Annotated in this window: 12 protein-coding genes; 6 read left to right on the forward strand and 6 right to left on the reverse strand. The window is 38.3% G+C overall.

The genetic code is table 11. The features are described 5' to 3' along the window. Positions 1-43 precede the first annotated feature (43 nt). Genes surE through H4K35_RS00450 form a run of 5 tightly spaced genes read left to right on the forward strand, consistent with a single transcriptional unit; the run spans position 44 to position 4,901 of the window. Positions 44-814, forward strand: coding sequence for a 5'/3'-nucleotidase SurE (surE, locus tag H4K35_RS00430; RefSeq protein ID WP_182625792.1), 771 nt, complete (start codon positions 44-46; stop codon positions 812-814). Then, the gene (locus H4K35_RS00435; protein ID WP_182625421.1) at positions 815-1,093 is read left to right on the forward strand and encodes a hypothetical protein; all 279 of its coding nucleotides are present in this window, start codon (positions 815-817) and stop codon (positions 1,091-1,093) included. It begins immediately after the preceding gene. Beyond that, positions 1,094-2,206, forward strand: a complete 1,113-nt coding sequence (gene lpxB / locus H4K35_RS00440) for a lipid-A-disaccharide synthase (protein ID WP_182625422.1) — start codon at positions 1,094-1,096, stop codon at positions 2,204-2,206. Positions 2,207-2,234: 28 nt separating this feature from the next. Continuing rightward, the gene (locus H4K35_RS00445) at positions 2,235-2,840 is read left to right on the forward strand and encodes a C40 family peptidase (RefSeq protein WP_182625423.1); all 606 of its coding nucleotides are present in this window, start codon (positions 2,235-2,237) and stop codon (positions 2,838-2,840) included. Between the two features lie 48 nt (positions 2,841-2,888). After that, entirely contained in the window at positions 2,889-4,901 is a 2,013-nt protein-coding gene (locus H4K35_RS00450; protein WP_182625424.1) for a ComEC/Rec2 family competence protein, read from the forward strand. Positions 4,902-4,903: 2 nt separating this feature from the next. Here H4K35_RS00450 and H4K35_RS00455 read toward each other — a convergent pair whose 3' ends face one another. The 6 genes from H4K35_RS00455 to H4K35_RS00480 form a co-directional block, all read right to left on the reverse strand. Continuing rightward, positions 4,904-5,356, reverse strand: a complete 453-nt coding sequence (locus tag H4K35_RS00455; protein WP_182625425.1) for a thioredoxin fold domain-containing protein — start codon at positions 5,354-5,356, stop codon at positions 4,904-4,906. 18 nt (positions 5,357-5,374) lie between these two features. Beyond that, a complete protein-coding gene (locus H4K35_RS00460) occupies positions 5,375-7,483 on the reverse strand; it encodes a peptide MFS transporter (RefSeq protein WP_182625426.1) in 2,109 nt (702 codons plus the stop codon). A 102-nt stretch (positions 7,484-7,585) separates the two neighbouring features. Then, positions 7,586-9,220 (reverse strand): MFS transporter, encoded by a 1,635-nt coding sequence (locus tag H4K35_RS00465; protein ID WP_182625427.1) that lies wholly within the window; start codon positions 9,218-9,220, stop codon positions 7,586-7,588. Between the two features lie 149 nt (positions 9,221-9,369). Beyond that, the gene (locus H4K35_RS00470; RefSeq protein WP_182625428.1) at positions 9,370-10,908 is read right to left on the reverse strand and encodes a peptide MFS transporter; all 1,539 of its coding nucleotides are present in this window, start codon (positions 10,906-10,908) and stop codon (positions 9,370-9,372) included. 38 nt (positions 10,909-10,946) lie between these two features. Next, positions 10,947-12,719, reverse strand: a complete 1,773-nt coding sequence (locus H4K35_RS00475; protein ID WP_182625429.1) for a peptide MFS transporter — start codon at positions 12,717-12,719, stop codon at positions 10,947-10,949. Positions 12,720-12,787: 68 nt separating this feature from the next. Next, positions 12,788-14,953, reverse strand: a complete 2,166-nt coding sequence (locus H4K35_RS00480) for a S9 family peptidase (RefSeq protein ID WP_182625430.1) — start codon at positions 14,951-14,953, stop codon at positions 12,788-12,790. A gap of 606 nt (positions 14,954-15,559) precedes the next feature. On the opposite strand from H4K35_RS00480, the gene H4K35_RS00485 reads away from it, so the two are divergent. Then, on the forward strand, positions 15,560-16,876 hold the full coding sequence (locus H4K35_RS00485; RefSeq protein ID WP_182625431.1) for a hydroxymethylglutaryl-CoA reductase, degradative: 1,317 nt from the start codon (positions 15,560-15,562) through the stop codon (positions 16,874-16,876). Positions 16,877-16,879 lie beyond the last annotated feature (3 nt).

Raw genomic sequence — 16,879 nt, forward strand, 5'->3', positions numbered from 1 at the left:
TAATAATTCTTACTTTTACGAAAGTAATTAAAAATTTGAGATGATGCAAAAACCATTAATACTTGTTACGAATGACGATGGTATTACGGCTCCAGGAATCCGTGCTTTAATTGAAGTAATGAAAGAAATAGGCGATGTGGTTGTGGTCGCTCCTGACAGTGCGCAATCTGGAATGGGGCACGCAGTTACGATTAACAGTACACTCACACTCGAACGCGTCCATATTGATCCTGAGTTAGAACACGAATACGCTTGTTCAGGTACACCGGTTGACTGTGTAAAAATTGCTTTGGGTCAAATACTTGAACGCAAACCTGACCTTTGTGTATCGGGAATTAATCACGGATCGAATTCATCTATTAATGTGATCTATTCCGGAACCATGAGTGCAGCTTTAGAAGCGGGTATGAGTGGTATTCCGGCCATTGGATTTTCACTACAAGACTTTAGCTGGAATGCAGACTTTGATCAAATTCGCTCCTTTGTAAAAAAAATTACCTTGCAAGCTCTTGAAAAGGGGATTCCAAAAGAAGTGGTGTTGAATGTCAATTTTCCTAAACTTCCAAGCGAAGACATACAAGGCGTTAAAGTGTGTAGACAAGCTAAGGCTGTTTGGATCGAGGATTTTGATAAGAGAACAAGCCCTAATGGGAAGGAATACTATTGGTTGAAAGGAGAATTTGTCAATCAAGATAAAGGAGAAGACACCGATGAGTGGGCGTTGAGAAATGGTTTTATTTCGATTGTCCCAGTTCATTTTGACTTAACCGCACACCATGCTATCAATAGAATTAACAATTGGGAATTAGTATAGATGAGAAAGAGGATTATAGATATGTTACTGGGGTTCTTAATCGGTTCGATTTTAACCGTTATAGGAGCGGAGCTTTATTTGCGTTTTTTTACCAATTATGATTTATTTGTCAACTTCGATTTAATCCGCAAAGCAGGGCTGTTAGGCAGAATTGTTGCTATCGGGAGTTTATTGAATTTGGGAATATTCACTTTTTTCATCAACCGCAGAGAAGATTATAAAGCTAGAGGCTGTATTTTCGCCGTTATTATTATTACATTAATTACCCAGTTGTTGTAGATGAAGTACTATATTATAGCAGGAGAAGCGTCAGGTGATTTACACGGCGCCAATTTAATGAAATCCATTTTTGCCAAAGATCCTCAAGCAGAAGTTCGCTTTTGGGGCGGTGATTTGATGCAAAAAGTAGGAGGAACCTTGGTTAAACACTACAAAGATCTTGCCTTTATGGGGTTTGTTGAAGTGGTTCAAAATCTTCGCACCATATTGAAAAATATTGCGTTGTGTAAAAAAGATATTACTGCTTTTGCTCCAGATGTTTTGATCTTTATTGATTATCCTGGTTTTAATATGCGCATTGCACAATGGGCCAAACAACATCAAATTCCCACACATTATTATATCTCTCCTCAAATCTGGGCGTGGAAAGAAAACCGCATCAAAGCCATTAAGCGAGATGTGGATTTTATGTATGTGATTCTGCCTTTTGAAAAAGATTTTTACGAGAAAAAACACAAGTATCCCGTGACCTTTGTTGGGCATCCCTTAATTGATGAAATTGAGGAATTCCGCAGTAGGGAAAAAGTAGATTTTCGACAAAAATATCACTTGGATGACCGGCCTATTATTGCCTTACTACCAGGTAGTAGAAAACAAGAAATTAAACGCCTGTTAGGTGAAATGCTTTCGGTAGTACAGAATCACCCCGAATATCAATTTGTTATCGCAGGAGCTCCAGGACAAGAACCGGAGTTTTATGAACAATTCCTGAAAGGACAAAATATTTCCTTTATTACTAATGATACCTATGCGCTATTAGATGTGGCATATGCTGCACTTGTAACTTCGGGAACAGCTACATTGGAAACGGCTTTGTTTAAAGTGCCTCAGGTAGTACTGTATAAAGGAAATACTATCTCATACGAAATTGCCAAGCGAATTATTACCTTAAAATACATCTCTTTGGTTAATTTAATCATGGATGAAGAAGTCGTAGTCGAATTGATTCAACACGACTGTAATGCGAAAAGAATCGCATTAGAGTTCGAAAAAATTGTCAAAAGTGAAAAAAGAGATAAAATTTTATTGGATTATGAGAAATTAATTCATAATTTAGGCGGGCGAGGGGCTAGTGATTTAGCCGCCGAAGCGATTATTAAAAATTCTAATTGAAAATCTACTATGTAAAAACCCATTTGCTATGAAAAATAAAACAGTATTTTCCTCAATTTTATTAGGTCTGAGCGTTGTCTGCTCAAGTTATACACATGCCGCAACAACGAATAAAGAAAACCCCGGTAAAAAGAAAGAAACACTAGTTTTAAAAGAGAGCAAAAAGGAAGATGAAGAGATTCGAAATCAATTAGAATCCCTTTTAGAAGAAATGAGTACAACAAAAAGTGTTGATTCAAATTTGTCCGATATGGTGTTGAGCACAGCTTTTGACTTTGAAGGAGTGCGTTATCGCTTTGGAGGAACAACCCGAAGTGGGCTAGATTGTTCTGGACTTGTTGTCAATGCTTTTAACGATACGTCAGTGAACTTGCCACGAAACTCTAGCGCTATGGCTAAAGTAGGGGATAAAGTTTCAAAAAACGAAGCCCAAAAAGGAGATTTGATCTTCTTTAGAACGGGACGAGGACCTAGAATAAGCCATGTTGGAATTATCACTGAAGTCATAGATGACGAGATTAAATTTATACATTCTTCAACAAGTAAAGGCGTAATCGTTTCTTCAACAAATGAAGATTACTACAAAAGAAGATTTGTTCAAATAAACCGAGTTTTGATGGATCAAGATATCTAAATCAAAGCTTTTAACTTATAGTGGAGAGAATTTTGATGTACTCAGTTTATGAGGCCATTAAAATTCTCTTTTTTGTTTTATGCTACTGCGGTTATGCTCGGTATTGGGTGTAAACCGCACCTGAGTTTACAGCTGATTCTACCTGTTTTTTGTCTGCTGTTTCTACTGCTAGTTCTTAGTGTATACTGTAAGCGCGATTGGATGTATCAATCACGTGTATTTTATCTTTCAGTTTTGCTGTTGTATAGCTTGTGTTTTTGCGCTGGTTTTTTGGCCACTCAATTTTCTGATTGGCGCACCCAATACAAGAACTACGCGACGAGGGTGGTGGACCAAAAAAACTATGTCATCCAGTTTCGCATAGTGGAAAAGCAAAAAACACAAGAGAGTCAACAAGGAGGTAAAACGCGTTTTCTCGTTGAAGTTGAAGCTGTAGATTCGATTCGTACACGCGGATTCGCACATGTTTTACTAGTGGAGGATGCTGTTGAAATTGGAAGTACCTGGGCGACCGTTGGTTTTTTTCGATCATTTCGTTCCCCTGCCAATCGCGGACAAGTGGACTATGCTGCTGTGATGCAGCGAAAGGGAATTGGTAAACAGTTGTCTTGTAGTCAGATATATAAGGTGAGAGAGCAAAGCAGACTTGATTTTATCCTACCCCATATACGGAGTAGTTTACTAAAACGCATCCAAACTCCGACTCAGTTGTCTCCGCAAACTAAGGCGATTCTTCGAGCTATTATACTAGGTGATCGCACCCAATTAGCCGGATCTCTTGTTTCTTCATTTCAGTATTTGGGCGTCATGCATGTCCTCGCTATTTCAGGCTTGCATATCGGTATTCTCTATGTTTTCCTCAACCAACTAACCTCTTTTGTAAAGCCAACCTATCGTTACCTCATAATTATTGGTTTGCTCTGGCTATTTGTCTTTCTCTCGGGTTTCGCACTGTCCGTTTTTCGCGCTGTTTTTATGTTTTCACTCTTGTCTGTCGCTGTGGCTTGGCGACGTAAACAAAAGACTATAGAAATAGTGGGAATTACCTTATTTTTAAGCTTGCTCTTTGAACCCGATTGGCTATATGATGTCGGGTTTCAACTGAGTTATACTGCCGTGTTGGGAATCGTTTGGCTCATGCCTTTGTTTACTAAATGCTATACGCAAAACAAAGTTATCAATTATTTTTTGGGCTTGATCTACGTCTCTTTTGTAGCACAATGTAGTGTCCTTCCCCTTCAGCTATATTATTTTCATTCCTTTTCACTTACGTTCTTGTTGAGCAATCTCGTGGTTGTACCTCTACTTACTGTGTTGCTCCTTTTGGGTTTGTTATTTTTGTGTTTGGGTTGGATATTGCCCTGGATTGAGGAGAACATGGGTCTAGTCATTGAGTATTGGACGCGTTTTGTTTTTTGGGTGTTGGACTTGCTGTCGAAAGCAAATGTTTCCCTGTCTGACTTATATCTAACAACCGGAAAGGTTGCCTTGCTCTTTGTAGGGCTTTTTGCCTTGGGCGTTTTGTTGAAGCGTCCGCGTATTAAGGGAATAGGAGCGACATGGCTAGTTTCTGTATTGCTTATGTTCTCCTGGGTGTATCCTACAATATTCGAAAAGAAAATACCGGAGCTTATTCTTGCGTCCACAACCAAAAAGGAAGCATTTGTGTTGCATTATTCCAACGAAAGACTATTTGTTTTTAGTGATAGTGTAGTTGGTCATTCTATTGTGGCAGGGTATCAGCGGTACTTTCAAGCAAAAGAAGTAGTGTACAATACGCCTCAACTAATGTATCAAATCGACGACAATCACCGGCTATTGGTCTTATCTTCCTCTATGCCACATTATGCCCTATCGCAGCGTTTTGAGGTAGTGTATTTCCAAGAGCACTGCAAGGTAAACATCAATCGCGTTTTGGAGTGGCACCATCCCCAATACGTCATTTTAGGTAAGGGGTTGCGTATGGGGTTTAAGGAACGCATAATTTCAAGTTGCCGCAAAAAAAATATCCCTTTTCACGATATAAGTGAAAAGGGATATTGGTCCTCTCAATTCCTTTGAGATTATATTTTGCTCAACAACTGTGTAGCTGTATGATAACCAACAATCGATTGATCTATGTTTCCTTTTTTATCCAAGATAACCATCGTTGGGTAACCAGGTACGCGTAAGAATAACGTTAATTCATGCGTTGCATTTCTTCCTTTACGATTCGCATCATAATTTGGATTGCTGTATTTCTTACCGTTATAGGTAACCGTTTCATTTCCTTCAGCATTGAATTTTACAGCATAGTAGTTCTTTGTAATATAGTCTGCAAATTTTGCATCACTGAATGTATTGCTATCTAGCATTTTACATGGACCACACCAATCGGTATAAACATCCATAAAAATAGGTTTTGGATCTTTTTTTTGGGCAGCTAATGCATCATTTAGCGTCATCCATTTAATTTCTTGTGCTTGTGCACTAATGCCTATAAATAATAGGGCAAATAAGAATGCGATTTTTTTCATGAGTATTTAAGTTTGTTTTTATTTAACACCGTGCATTAGACGTTTCATAACGGGATTTAATGCAATGACTAAAATACCGGCAACAATTGGAACTATAGTAAAAATGAGGAAGAACCCAGATAAGGAGTATTTTTCCGTAATATTTTCAATTTGACCTCCAAGTTTAGCTGCTAAGTTATTACCAATTGCGATGGCTAAATACCACATACCAAACATAAATGCAATCATTCTCGCAGGAACAAGCTTAGATACATAAGAAAGTCCCACAGGTGATGAGAATAACTCCCCTAAGGTATGAAATAAATAGGCAAAAACAAGCCACATCATCGAAACTCTGTTTCCTTCCGTAATTCCGTTTGCACCATAAGCGAGTACGCCAAACCCTAAAGCCATAATGATTAACCCTAATCCGTATTTAATTGAAGCTGGAGGGTTGTATTTTGAATCCCATAGTTTAGATACTAAGGAAGCAAAGGCGATAATAAAGAAAGAGTTTAGGATCGAAAACCAAGAGGCAGTAATTTCTACCTGATTGTCTTTAATTTCTTTTACTTCTGCTTGAACAATTGGAGCTGCTTCATTTTTCGTTCCATAGGCTGCAATTAATTTGGCTTCCATTTCCTCATCTAAAATATGATACGTACCTAATTCTTCATAAATCTTAACTGAGGTACCTACTTCATATTCTGCGCGATTGGAAATGATCGTGTGTTGTTCAACGATTTTGTCTCCTTCGTTGGCTTGGAAAGCTGATGAAAGAGGTTGGTATTTAAATGTCGCGTTGTTGTTTTCGTCGTATTTTGCTGTTCCATCTTCATTTAGTGCAGGTGTTTCTACTGTTTGGAAGTGTACTTGGTAGGCGTGAGACGACCAATCACGGTCTAACATCCAAACAACGGCTCCCCAAACGCCTAAGAACGTAAGACCTAGAATAATGTTGGAAATCAATGCTTTTTTATAGGTACGCTTAGCTAAGATGATTAGCACCCATGAGATTAGAGCTAACGGAATAATGGTTAGTAGCGTATTGAATATCTTAAACAGTAAAGCGGTATCTCCTGATAGGACGCGTTGTGTATTATCACGGGCAAAAATAACCAAAGAAGTTGCACCTTGTTCGAAACTCATCCAGAAGAAAATCGTAAAGAATGCGAAGATAATTACGGCAATCATTCGATCGCGCACCACTTTAGCGTAACGGGCGATACGCCAAATAACGAGTATTAAGAATACAATTAGACCAAAGGCGATACCCACTGTAGCTCCATCTTGGCCTAAGATTGTTTCTGGGAATAGGTTTATACCACCCACAATGCGAAATACATCGTCAAAGGCATACATTAATCCGATTACAGTTGTAATAGCGATTAAGATATAGTCAATCGTTGTAAAAGGGTTGCGTTTTAAAGAATCTTTTTCTTCCGGAGTCAAGTTCGTCGTATCGACCACTTCTTCTTTATCGCTTCTCGCTTCTTTTGAAGGTATATCACCAATATTTCCAAAGATAGGCTTAGCTAACCAGAATTGAAGTGTTCCCAATAGCATGAAGATTCCGGCTAATCCAAATCCCCAATGCCATCCAACGCGTTCTCCTAAGTACCCACAAAGCATCATACCAAAGAAAGCACCTGCATTCACTCCCATGTAGAAGATGGTATAAGCACCGTCTTTTTTCTCAGGGAAGGATTTGTACATTTCCGATAGGATTGAAGTCATATTCGGTTTGAAAAAACCAGTTCCGATAACCAAACATCCCAAACCTATGTACATAAAAGTTTCTCCTTCTAGTGCCATCGCAGCGTGTCCTAAGGTCATAATCAATGAACCTACCACAACTGCCCAGCGATATCCCATGTATTTATCCGCTAGAATACCCCCAAAAATAGGCGTAATATAAAGTAACATAGCATATGTAGCAAACAAAGCTCCCGCATCTGCAACGTTCCAACCCCAACCTGTGTTGATTCCAATCACGGACATGGTTAAGAATTGAATTAATAACACTCTCATCCCATAGAATGAGAATCGTTCCCACATTTCTGTGAAGAATAACACAAATAAACCAGCCGGATGTCCAAGCACTTTCGTGTCAAAAAAGTTCGGCTGCGTAGTCGAGCTTGTCTGCATAAATTGTTGTTTTTTAAATTGGTTGAGAAAGATAACCATTTTTATTTATTATAAAAGGCTATTTTTTTTTACTCTCAATAATTTTAACCTAAAAACAGTTGATTATTTTTTGTTTTCGATCGGTTTAATCACCAATTTGTCATAGATCATTAAGGTGATAACGGAAAAAATTCCAATCCCAACGATTACATACCAAATTTTGTTTGGGTTGTACGTATTCCAAAGCATATCCACCATATCCCAATGCGACATCCCTAGTTTTTGCTCTGCTAAGGCAAAATATTCATTTTTAGAGAATGGGAAGTGTACTTGGCTAATGTCAATACTCTTAGATAAGGCAAAGTCTTTAAAAGATTGTATTACAGTCGGCCAATCTACAGATTCAGCTTTGAGATTAAACTGTTTTTCAAAAGCATTTATCGACATGTTTAGCGTTTTCGCTCCTTGTTCTATAAATTGTTCGTGGCTAACTACTTCTGGCATTGGAAGGTTACGTGTTGCCATCTCTGTTTTTAATAGGGATAACTTATCAGACCACGATTGGTATAAGTTTCCTGAGATGTAATCCGTAACAAAGTAACTTGCTGCTACAGGTAAGAAGTATGTCCCTTGGTACAAGCCATCTTTTCCTTTAGGCGTGATTAATGAAATAAACGAAGATACGGTTGGACTTGACATCATTTCTCCAATAGAGAAGATCATGGTTCCTAAAATAGTGAAAAGGGGATTGTTTGTATAGAAAGTTAGTCCAACTCCAATACTTGCAATAACGGCTCCGCGGATTACGGCATTGATATGACGCATTTTCGTTACAAAATAGGAAATAGTTACCTGACAGATAATAATCATAAACGAGTCAATATTGGTAAACCATTCGGGTTTCACTTGTCCATCTTGTGTCAATAAAGTTCCTAAGAAAGGTAGATTTTCATTGATCCATTCACTGATTACTGCAGAGTTGACCCAGTCCTCAATAAAGTTTGGTAGTGTATTGAACAATTGATTAAACATGGTCCAAAACCCGATCATTAACAACAATAAAATACCTAAACGGACGTCTTTTAAAGCTTCAAAGATACCTCGTATAGAGTCTTCAATGGCTTTTACGATAGAGTCTTTCGGTTTTTCTACTTTTACTTCTTTATAGAAAAACAAAACGACAATTAAGTTAATGGCTATTACCACAGCGGCTTGGATGAAGATGATGTTCCAACCATAGGTCGTGCGCAATCCTGATGACATCGCTGGACCAATAAATCCACCGATATTTACCATCATGTAAAAGATACCAAAACCTAAGGTACCCGTAGATTCATCAGTGTTACTTGCAATAATGGCTGATGCTACAGGTTTAAAGAAAGCTGCTCCTACTGCAACTAATAAAAAGGCAGCATAGACATTAGAGAACGCAGTTACTTCCCCTAAAAGGTAGTAACCAACAATCATGATAACAAAAGATATAATCAATGAAATTTTATAACCGATACGGTCAGCGATAACGCCAAAAAACAGAGGTAAGAAGTACAAGATACCAACGATACCCCCCATAATACTTCCTTTTTGCACATGGTCAAAACCAAGACCACCGGTGTCGGTCGATCCAACAAGATAAAGACCTAATAAGGTATAGATTCCATACCAAGCCCAACGTTCCATGAGTTCCATGAAGCTGGCAATCCAGAAGTTTTTATTGAACGATCGCAAAGTCTGTCCAAAGGTTTTATTATTTTGTGACATGAAGATAAAAGATTGTTAAAATTAAGGAGTGTAATTTAGTCTCTATATTTTATATAGCCATGCGTTTGATGTTAAAAAAAACAGGTAAAAACGAAAAAGCGACCCAGGGGTCGCTTTTGTCTTGTTTGATATATAAAAGTGTAGTGTTATTACTTCACTTCTTGCATTAATTTTTTCATTAGTGGTGAAAGAGCAATCAAGATTACTCCTGCAATAACTGCATAAAGCCCTAAGTCTTTATATCCGTCAGTATAAGAGAGGAGAGCATCGTAGTTGGGGTGATTTCCTGTCACAGCTTCTGTATGTCCTTTAGACATTGCTGCACCGATAATACCTGCTACATATTGTCCGTATGCACTAGCCAAGAACCACATTCCCATCATCATTCCCTGTAGGTTTGCCGTAGATAACTTGGTCATAATCGACAATCCAATTGGCGATAAACACAGCTCTCCAAGCGTAATGATTAACAAGGCGAAGGTAAAGAAGTCTAAGGAAGTCATACCTGCTGCATCAGCGAAGAATCTAGTTCCAAATAAGGCGTAGTAACCCGCTCCTAACAAGATAAAACCTAAACCAAATTTCATTACAGTATTTGGTTCAATTTTTTTCTTAGCCATCCAAATCCAAAGCAATCCTAATAAGGGTGCAATGAAGATAATAAAGAAAGCTCCTCCCGAGTTATTTACTCCATTTGGATCTAAGTGAATACCCAATAGTTCCGAATTTAAGTTTTTCGCTGCGAAGATACTTAGTGATCCACCTGCTTGTTCATAAATACCGAAGAATAGAATCGAGAAGAAGATAAATACTAACGCAGCAATAATCTTTTTGCGTTCTGCACTTGTCAATTTCGTCATTTCATAGAACAAATAAGCTAAAGCTAAAGGACCAACGGTGTACATGAAGTAAGCAGTATAGTCTGTATTGTCAATCATGAATACGATTACAGGAACCATAGCAAAAGTCAAAACATAAGTACCTACTTCTTTCCAAAGTGGCATTCTTACTTGTTCGCCGTTTGCATTAGTTTGCATCGGTTGAAGTCCAATTGGGCCTAAATGTCTTTTCGTAAAGATAAAGTTGACTAAACTCACTAACATTACAAAAGCAGCTAATCCAAAAGCAACACTCCAACGGTTTTCTACTGCAATAGAATCTTCGAATAAGTGTCCTTTTCCGATAGCGATACACAAGTATCCTCCGATAAGAGCTCCTAAGTTAATTCCTGCGTAGAATAAAGAGAAACCAGCATCTGTACGCTCATCTCCTTTTTTGTACAATTTACCAACCATCGTTGAGATGTTTGGTTTAAAGAATCCTGTTCCAATTACAGTAAAGGCAATTCCAATGAAAAAGTAGGCATGTGGATCAATCGCTAGGATTAAACTACCTAAAATCATCATAGCTCCACCCCAAAACAGAGACTTGCGGAAACCTAAAATTTTATCTGCAAAAATACCCCCTAAGAAGGTAAAGGCGTATACGAAAGCTTGTGTAGCTCCGTATTGTAAGTTGGCTTGTGCTTCTTCAAATTTAAGTTGGTCAATCATAAAGAAAACCAACATTCCTCTCATCCCATAGAAGCTGAAACGCTCCCACATTTCTGAGAAGAATAAGCTCCAAATTTGCTTCGGGTATTTACCAGAGAAATTTTGAATCTCTTCTAATGTCTGTGTTTGACTCATTGTATATAGTTTTTATTTATTGTGCAATGCACGGTGGGTTAACGAACACCGTGCATTAGTTTTTTCAATAATGGGTTTACTAACATCACCAATACGGCAGCTGCAGCAGGGATTAAAGTAAATAAGAAGAAGAAGTGACTCAAGGAATATTCTTCTTTAATGTTTTCAATTTGACCTCCTAGAATAGCCGCAAATTTTTGTGCAATTGCCAAAGCTAAATACCACATACCGAACATAAATGCAAGCATCTTTCCTGGTACTAATTTAGATACATACGATAATCCAACAGGTGAAATAAATAATTCCCCTAAAGTATGGAATAAGTATGTTAAAACTAGAAATATCATCGACATTTTTACACCATCTCCTAAGCCCATTGAGCCTAAGCCTAAGATTAAGAAACCAATGGCAACTAACAATAGACCAATTCCGTACTTGAATGCTGCTGGCGGATTGTATTTCGAATCCCATAGTTTGGATACCGATGACGCCAAAGCAATAATGAAGAACGAGTTTAAGATGGAGAACCACGATACTGTAATCTGAGAAACTTCTCTTGAAAATTCAGCATTTAACATATAAATCGCCATCGCCCAAATTCCCGCAAAACAGATGAATAAGATCACATTAGATAAAGCAATTTTTTTCCATGTTGCTTTGGCTAATAAAATCAATACCCATGAAATAATCAGTAAAGGAATAATGGTTAAACACGTATTGACGATGTTGAAAATAGTTAGCGTTGTTCCTTCTAAGGTTCGATCTACATAATCTCTTGCTACGAGCACCAATGAAGTTGCTCCTTGCTCAAAACTCATAAAGAAGAACATCAAGAAAAATGCCAATAAGATCACGGCGAACATTCTATCTCTAATAATTTTTCCATAGCGTAAAATACGCGATATCACCAGGTATAAAAAGGCTACTAAAGCCAAGATTGCCATGATGTTTTGTCCGCGTAAGAAAGGCGTATCTATGCTTTCGAAGATATCTAATACCCCATTTTTAGATAGGGGATCGTTGAAGGCATACAATAAACCAATGACAGAAACTAAACCAATTAGGATGTAATCTACAAGGGTGTACGGATTCTTTGTTTCTTCTTCCTCTTTGATTTGCTCTTCTGTTTTTACTACAGTAGTATCTTCTTTTTTCAATTCTCCTAAATTGCCAAGTAAAGGCTTAGCTAACCAGAACTGAATCGTACCCAAAAGCATGAAAATACCTGCTAATCCGAATCCATAGTGCCATCCTTGTGTTTCAGCCAAGTATCCACAAAGCATCATCCCGAAGAATGCCCCTGAGTTTACCCCCATATAGAAGATCGTATAAGCACCGTCCTTTTTCTCTGGAAGTGTTTTATACATTTCTCCTAATATCGAAGGCATATTGGGTTTAAAGAACCCCGTTCCGATTACCAAACAAGCTAATCCAACGAAGAACCATATTTTAGAGATTCCCTCTGCAGCCATGGAAGCGTGACCTAAGGTCATGATTATCGCTCCTACAATTACTGCCCAGCGAGATCCGATATATTTATCGGCGATTACTCCTCCTAAAATTGGAGTAAGATAAAGAAGCATGGCATACGTACCGTATAAGGCGCCGGCTTGTTCTGCTGACCAACCCCAACCAGAAAACTCACTGCCAAAAAGCACTTGAGCGGTTAAGAATTGAATCAATAAGACTCTCATCCCATAGAATGAGAAACGTTCCCACATTTCCGTAAAGAAAAGAACGAAAAGACCTGCTGGATGTCCTAAGACATTCGACTTAAACAGGTCTGAATTAGTAGCTGTTTCTGCTGCCATTTAAGTTATGTTTATTATAGTTTGTTTTATTTTATAAACTACGGTTTCGTAGCCGATCGTAAGTCGTATTATAGGTTGTTTAAGATGAAGTTAGTCATCTTGGTGTACAGTTGTAAGCGCGTGTTTCCTCCGTAAATACCGTGATTTTTGTCTGGGTAGATCAACCAATCAAAATCCTTGTTGTGTTGGACAAGTGTTTCGATCATCGCCATGGCATTCTGAACGTGTACGTTGTCGTCGGCACTCCCGTGTACTAACAAATAACGTCCTTTGAGTTGATTGGCGTAGAAATACGGTGAGTTGTCATCATAGCCCGAAGGGTTTTCTTGTGGGGTTTTCATGTAGCGCTCGGTATAGATCGAATCGTAAAACCTCCAGTTGATTACTGGTGCCACTGCGATAGCCATTTTGAACACATCATTGCCTTTTAACAAGCAGTTCGTCGACATAAATCCACCGTAACTCCATCCCCAAATACCAATGCGATCTGCGTCTACATAGCTTTGTTTACCTAAGTATTTCGCTGCTTCGATTTGATCTTCAACCTCGTATTTACCCAATTCGTATTGGGTTGTCTTTTTGAATGCTGCCCCGCGGAATCCTGTTCCTCTACCATCTACCGTCACTACGATATACCCTTTTTGGGTCAACATCGCATGCCAGTAATCGTTCGAGTCAAACCATTTGTCCGCCACTTGTTGTGATCCTGGTCCGCTGTATTGATACATGAACACCGGATACGTCTTAGTCGCATCAAAATTCGCTGGCTTCATCACCCAAGCATTGAGCATCGTACCGTCCACTGTTGGAATTTGAGTAAATTCCTTTTGCGGGAGTTGGTATGCCTTTAGCTTGTCTGTCAATGCAGTGTTATTCAATATTTCTTTGACAACTTTACCTGTTTTACTTTGTTGTAAGGTGTAAATTGGAGCCGTTGTCGTAGAAGAATAAACGTTGATGAATAAATCGAATTTAGGACTGAAAATAGCTGTATTCGTTCCTAATTGTTGGGAAAGTAATTTTTTATTCTTGCCATTTAAGTCGATGGAGTAGATGTCGCGGTAGATTGAACCGCGTTCTACTGATTGGAAGAATAATCTTTTGTTTTTCAGATCTATCCCATAGTAATCAGTAACTTCCCAATTCCCTTTGGTGATCTGGTTTAGTAGCTTGCCGTCTTTGTTGTAGTGATATAAATGGTTGTAACCATCGCGTTCACTCATCCAAATAAAGTCATTATTATCCAAAAAAGAAAGGGTGTGTACATCGACATAGGCCTCGTCTTTTTCGTTTAAAATTAGTTTTTTCGCTTGGGTGTTTGCCTCGACAAAAAATACGTTCAAATCATTTTGATGTCTGTTGATCACTTGAACACTCAGCTGATTTGGATCCTGGGTCCACTTAATTCGCGGAATGTAGAAATCCGAGAATTCAGATAGATCTACGCTGCTGTTTTTCGCTTGAGCTACATCGTAAATATACAAGGAGACAATTGCGTTTTTTTCTCCAGCTTTCGGATATTTGAATTTATCCTGCGTTGGATATAATCCCGTTCCGTACACATCCATTGAATATTCGGGAACCTCTGTTTCGTCAAACTTGACATAAGCCAATTGATTGCTCGCCTTGTTCCAGTCAAACATGCGCACAACGCTAAACTCCTCTTCATATACCCAATCTGAAATACCATTAATAATGTGGTTTTTCTGACCGTCTTGGGTTAGTTGCGTAGTTTGTTTGGTGGCAATATCGTAAATAAATAAATTGTTTGCGTAAGCGTAGGCTATTTTGGTTCCGTCTGGTGAAAATAGCGGCTCCATTATGGGGTGATTCGCAATTTTACTGGTGCTATTGGTCTTAGGATTAAATAGGTAGTAATCCGCTAAAAATGAACGACGGAAAATGGGTGTTGTATTCGTTCCAATTAGAATTTGTTCCTCTTTAGCGTCAAAAACATAGCTGTCGATAGATTTTATTGCGGGAAATTGTTCATTGCTGAAGACCGTTTTTGTTTTTTCTAGCGTTTCGAAGTTGTATAAATTGATGGCTTGATACTGCTCGGAAATGCGCTCAATACGCGCGTATTGATTTTGGGTGTTAAGCGTGTTGACCGCTTGCATAGCCTCTGTTTTAAAGGTGGCATTCCAAATTTCCGATAGCTCAATGTTCTTTTGTGCTAGACCAATCTGCGTGGCAATCACACAAATTAGCGAGGTGAATTTAATGTATTTCATTATCTAATTAGTCGAAAAAACTTCCAATTTTACTGAAAAAATCTGATTTATGCCAATTTTCATTGAGATTAAACAATAAAAACTTAAAATTATTGACGCGATTTTGGTAGTTAAAATCTTAATACCTTGAACAAATGGTATGGATTGATTGTTTTTTACTTTTTTTACCTCCTCTTGTTTGGATTATTCTTGCAACATAAATAATTTAATTATAACACAGTTTGACGTGGAAAAAGAAGAAGAACGTTTTTGGATGAAAAAAAGTTCTTTTTTAAAGGTATACTATTAGGGGAGACTTGTTTACACAAAGAAGCATTAGTAGACGCTATCGGTTGTATTTGCTGTGGTGTTGGTCTTGTGTACTAGTTTTCTAGCTTCTTTTTCTGCGTCCCCTTCGACTGTTCTTCGAGTCTTCTTCGACTATTAGTCGTAAAATGGGGTTTTTGTCGAAGGATTGTTGGAGGAGACTCAAAGAGGATACAAGGGAAAGGTATAGCAATATAGTAGATGAATAGTTCTGTAGTATGAGTTTTTTTGAGAAGATGTCGAGGGGGAGTTTAACGACTAAGTAGAATGATGTATCTTTGTCGTTAAAAGTAATACATCATGATAGGGAGTATAAATGGGTTTTCTAAACTAAACAAGCAAGAGAAAATCAATTGGATAGCAAAAACATATTTAAACAACCAAGAAGCGGTCGTGGATTTGATCAAGCAGTACTGGAATTCCGATGAAGAATTACAAAAATTGCACGATGAATTTATTGAGAATACAATCACTAATTTTTATTTACCGCTTGGTGTAGCTCCTAACTTTTTAATTAATGACACGTGGTACACCATTCCGATGGTTATCGAAGAGAGTTCGGTTGTTGCAGCAGCATCCAAAGCGGCCAAGTTTTGGGCAGATCGCGGGGGATTTAAAGCCACCATTTTAAATACAGAAAAAATAGGGCAGGTTCACTTTATCTATAAAGGAGATAAAGCAAAGCTCGAACAGTTTATACAAGAAATTCAACCCGCTTTCTTCGAAGATACACTTTCGATAACGCAAAATATGCAGAAGCGTGGAGGTGGAATTTTAGCTATTCATTTGCGCGACAAAACACAAGAGATTGAGGATTACTACCAGTTGCACGTTACGTTTGAAACGAAAGACAGCATGGGGGCGAATTTTATAAACTCTTGTTTGGAGCAAATGGCGACTACTTTAAAACAACAAGCGTTGGCCTATGCCGCTTTTTCGGAAGAAGAAAAAACAATTGACGTTGTGATGAGTATTTTGTCTAATTACGTACCTAATTGCGTAGTTCGTGCAGAAGTTTCTTGTCCCGTAGAAGCATTGAAATCAAGTGAAATTCAAGATCCTGTACTCTTTGCAGAGAAATTTGTGCAAGCCGTGCGCATTGCAGAAATTGAACCGTTTAGAGCCGTAACTCATAATAAAGGTGTAATGAATGGTGTGGATGCCGTAGTTTTAGCGACGGGCAATGACTTTAGAGCGATTGAAGCAGGTGTACATGCCTATGCATCAAGAGATGGACAGTATCGCAGTTTATCACATGCTTCTTTAAGTGAGGGCGTTTTTAAATTTTGGATTGATCTACCTTTGGCTGTTGGAACAGTAGGTGGATTAACTTCATTACACCCTATGGTGAAAATTGCCTTGCAGATGTTGCAAAAACCCTCGGCAACCCAATTGATGCAAATCATCGCCGTAGCTGGGTTAGCACAAAATTTCGCTGCCGTTAAATCCCTGACTACAACGGGAATCCAACAAGGACATATGAAAATGCACTTGATGAATATCTTGAATCAATTTAAAGCAACAGATGAAGAACGCGCAAAAGTAGTGGCTCATTTTGAGAAAAATGTAGTGTCACACAGTGCAGTGGTTGAATTGCTTGAAACATTAAGAAAATAAGTT

The organism is Myroides sp. NP-2, assembly GCF_014145665.1.
In the GTDB taxonomy this organism is placed as follows: Bacteria; Bacteroidota; Bacteroidia; order Flavobacteriales; family Flavobacteriaceae; genus Flavobacterium.

Coding starts and splice junctions, on each gene's coding strand:
- surE (WP_182625792.1), top strand. CDS start 44: ATGCAAAAACCATTAATACTTGTTACGAATGACGATGGTATTACGGCT.
- H4K35_RS00435 (WP_182625421.1), top strand. CDS start 815: ATGAGAAAGAGGATTATAGATATGTTACTGGGGTTCTTAATCGGTTCG.
- lpxB (WP_182625422.1), top strand. CDS start 1,094: ATGAAGTACTATATTATAGCAGGAGAAGCGTCAGGTGATTTACACGGC.
- H4K35_RS00445 (WP_182625423.1), top strand. CDS start 2,235: ATGAAAAATAAAACAGTATTTTCCTCAATTTTATTAGGTCTGAGCGTT.
- H4K35_RS00450 (WP_182625424.1), top strand. CDS start 2,889: ATGAGGCCATTAAAATTCTCTTTTTTGTTTTATGCTACTGCGGTTATG.
- H4K35_RS00455 (WP_182625425.1), bottom strand. CDS start 5,356: ATGAAAAAAATCGCATTCTTATTTGCCCTATTATTTATAGGCATTAGT.
- H4K35_RS00460 (WP_182625426.1), bottom strand. CDS start 7,483: ATGCAGACAAGCTCGACTACGCAGCCGAACTTTTTTGACACGAAAGTG.
- H4K35_RS00465 (WP_182625427.1), bottom strand. CDS start 9,220: ATGTCACAAAATAATAAAACCTTTGGACAGACTTTGCGATCGTTCAAT.
- H4K35_RS00470 (WP_182625428.1), bottom strand. CDS start 10,908: ATGAGTCAAACACAGACATTAGAAGAGATTCAAAATTTCTCTGGTAAA.
- H4K35_RS00475 (WP_182625429.1), bottom strand. CDS start 12,719: ATGGCAGCAGAAACAGCTACTAATTCAGACCTGTTTAAGTCGAATGTC.
- H4K35_RS00480 (WP_182625430.1), bottom strand. CDS start 14,953: ATGAAATACATTAAATTCACCTCGCTAATTTGTGTGATTGCCACGCAG.
- H4K35_RS00485 (WP_182625431.1), top strand. CDS start 15,560: ATGATAGGGAGTATAAATGGGTTTTCTAAACTAAACAAGCAAGAGAAA.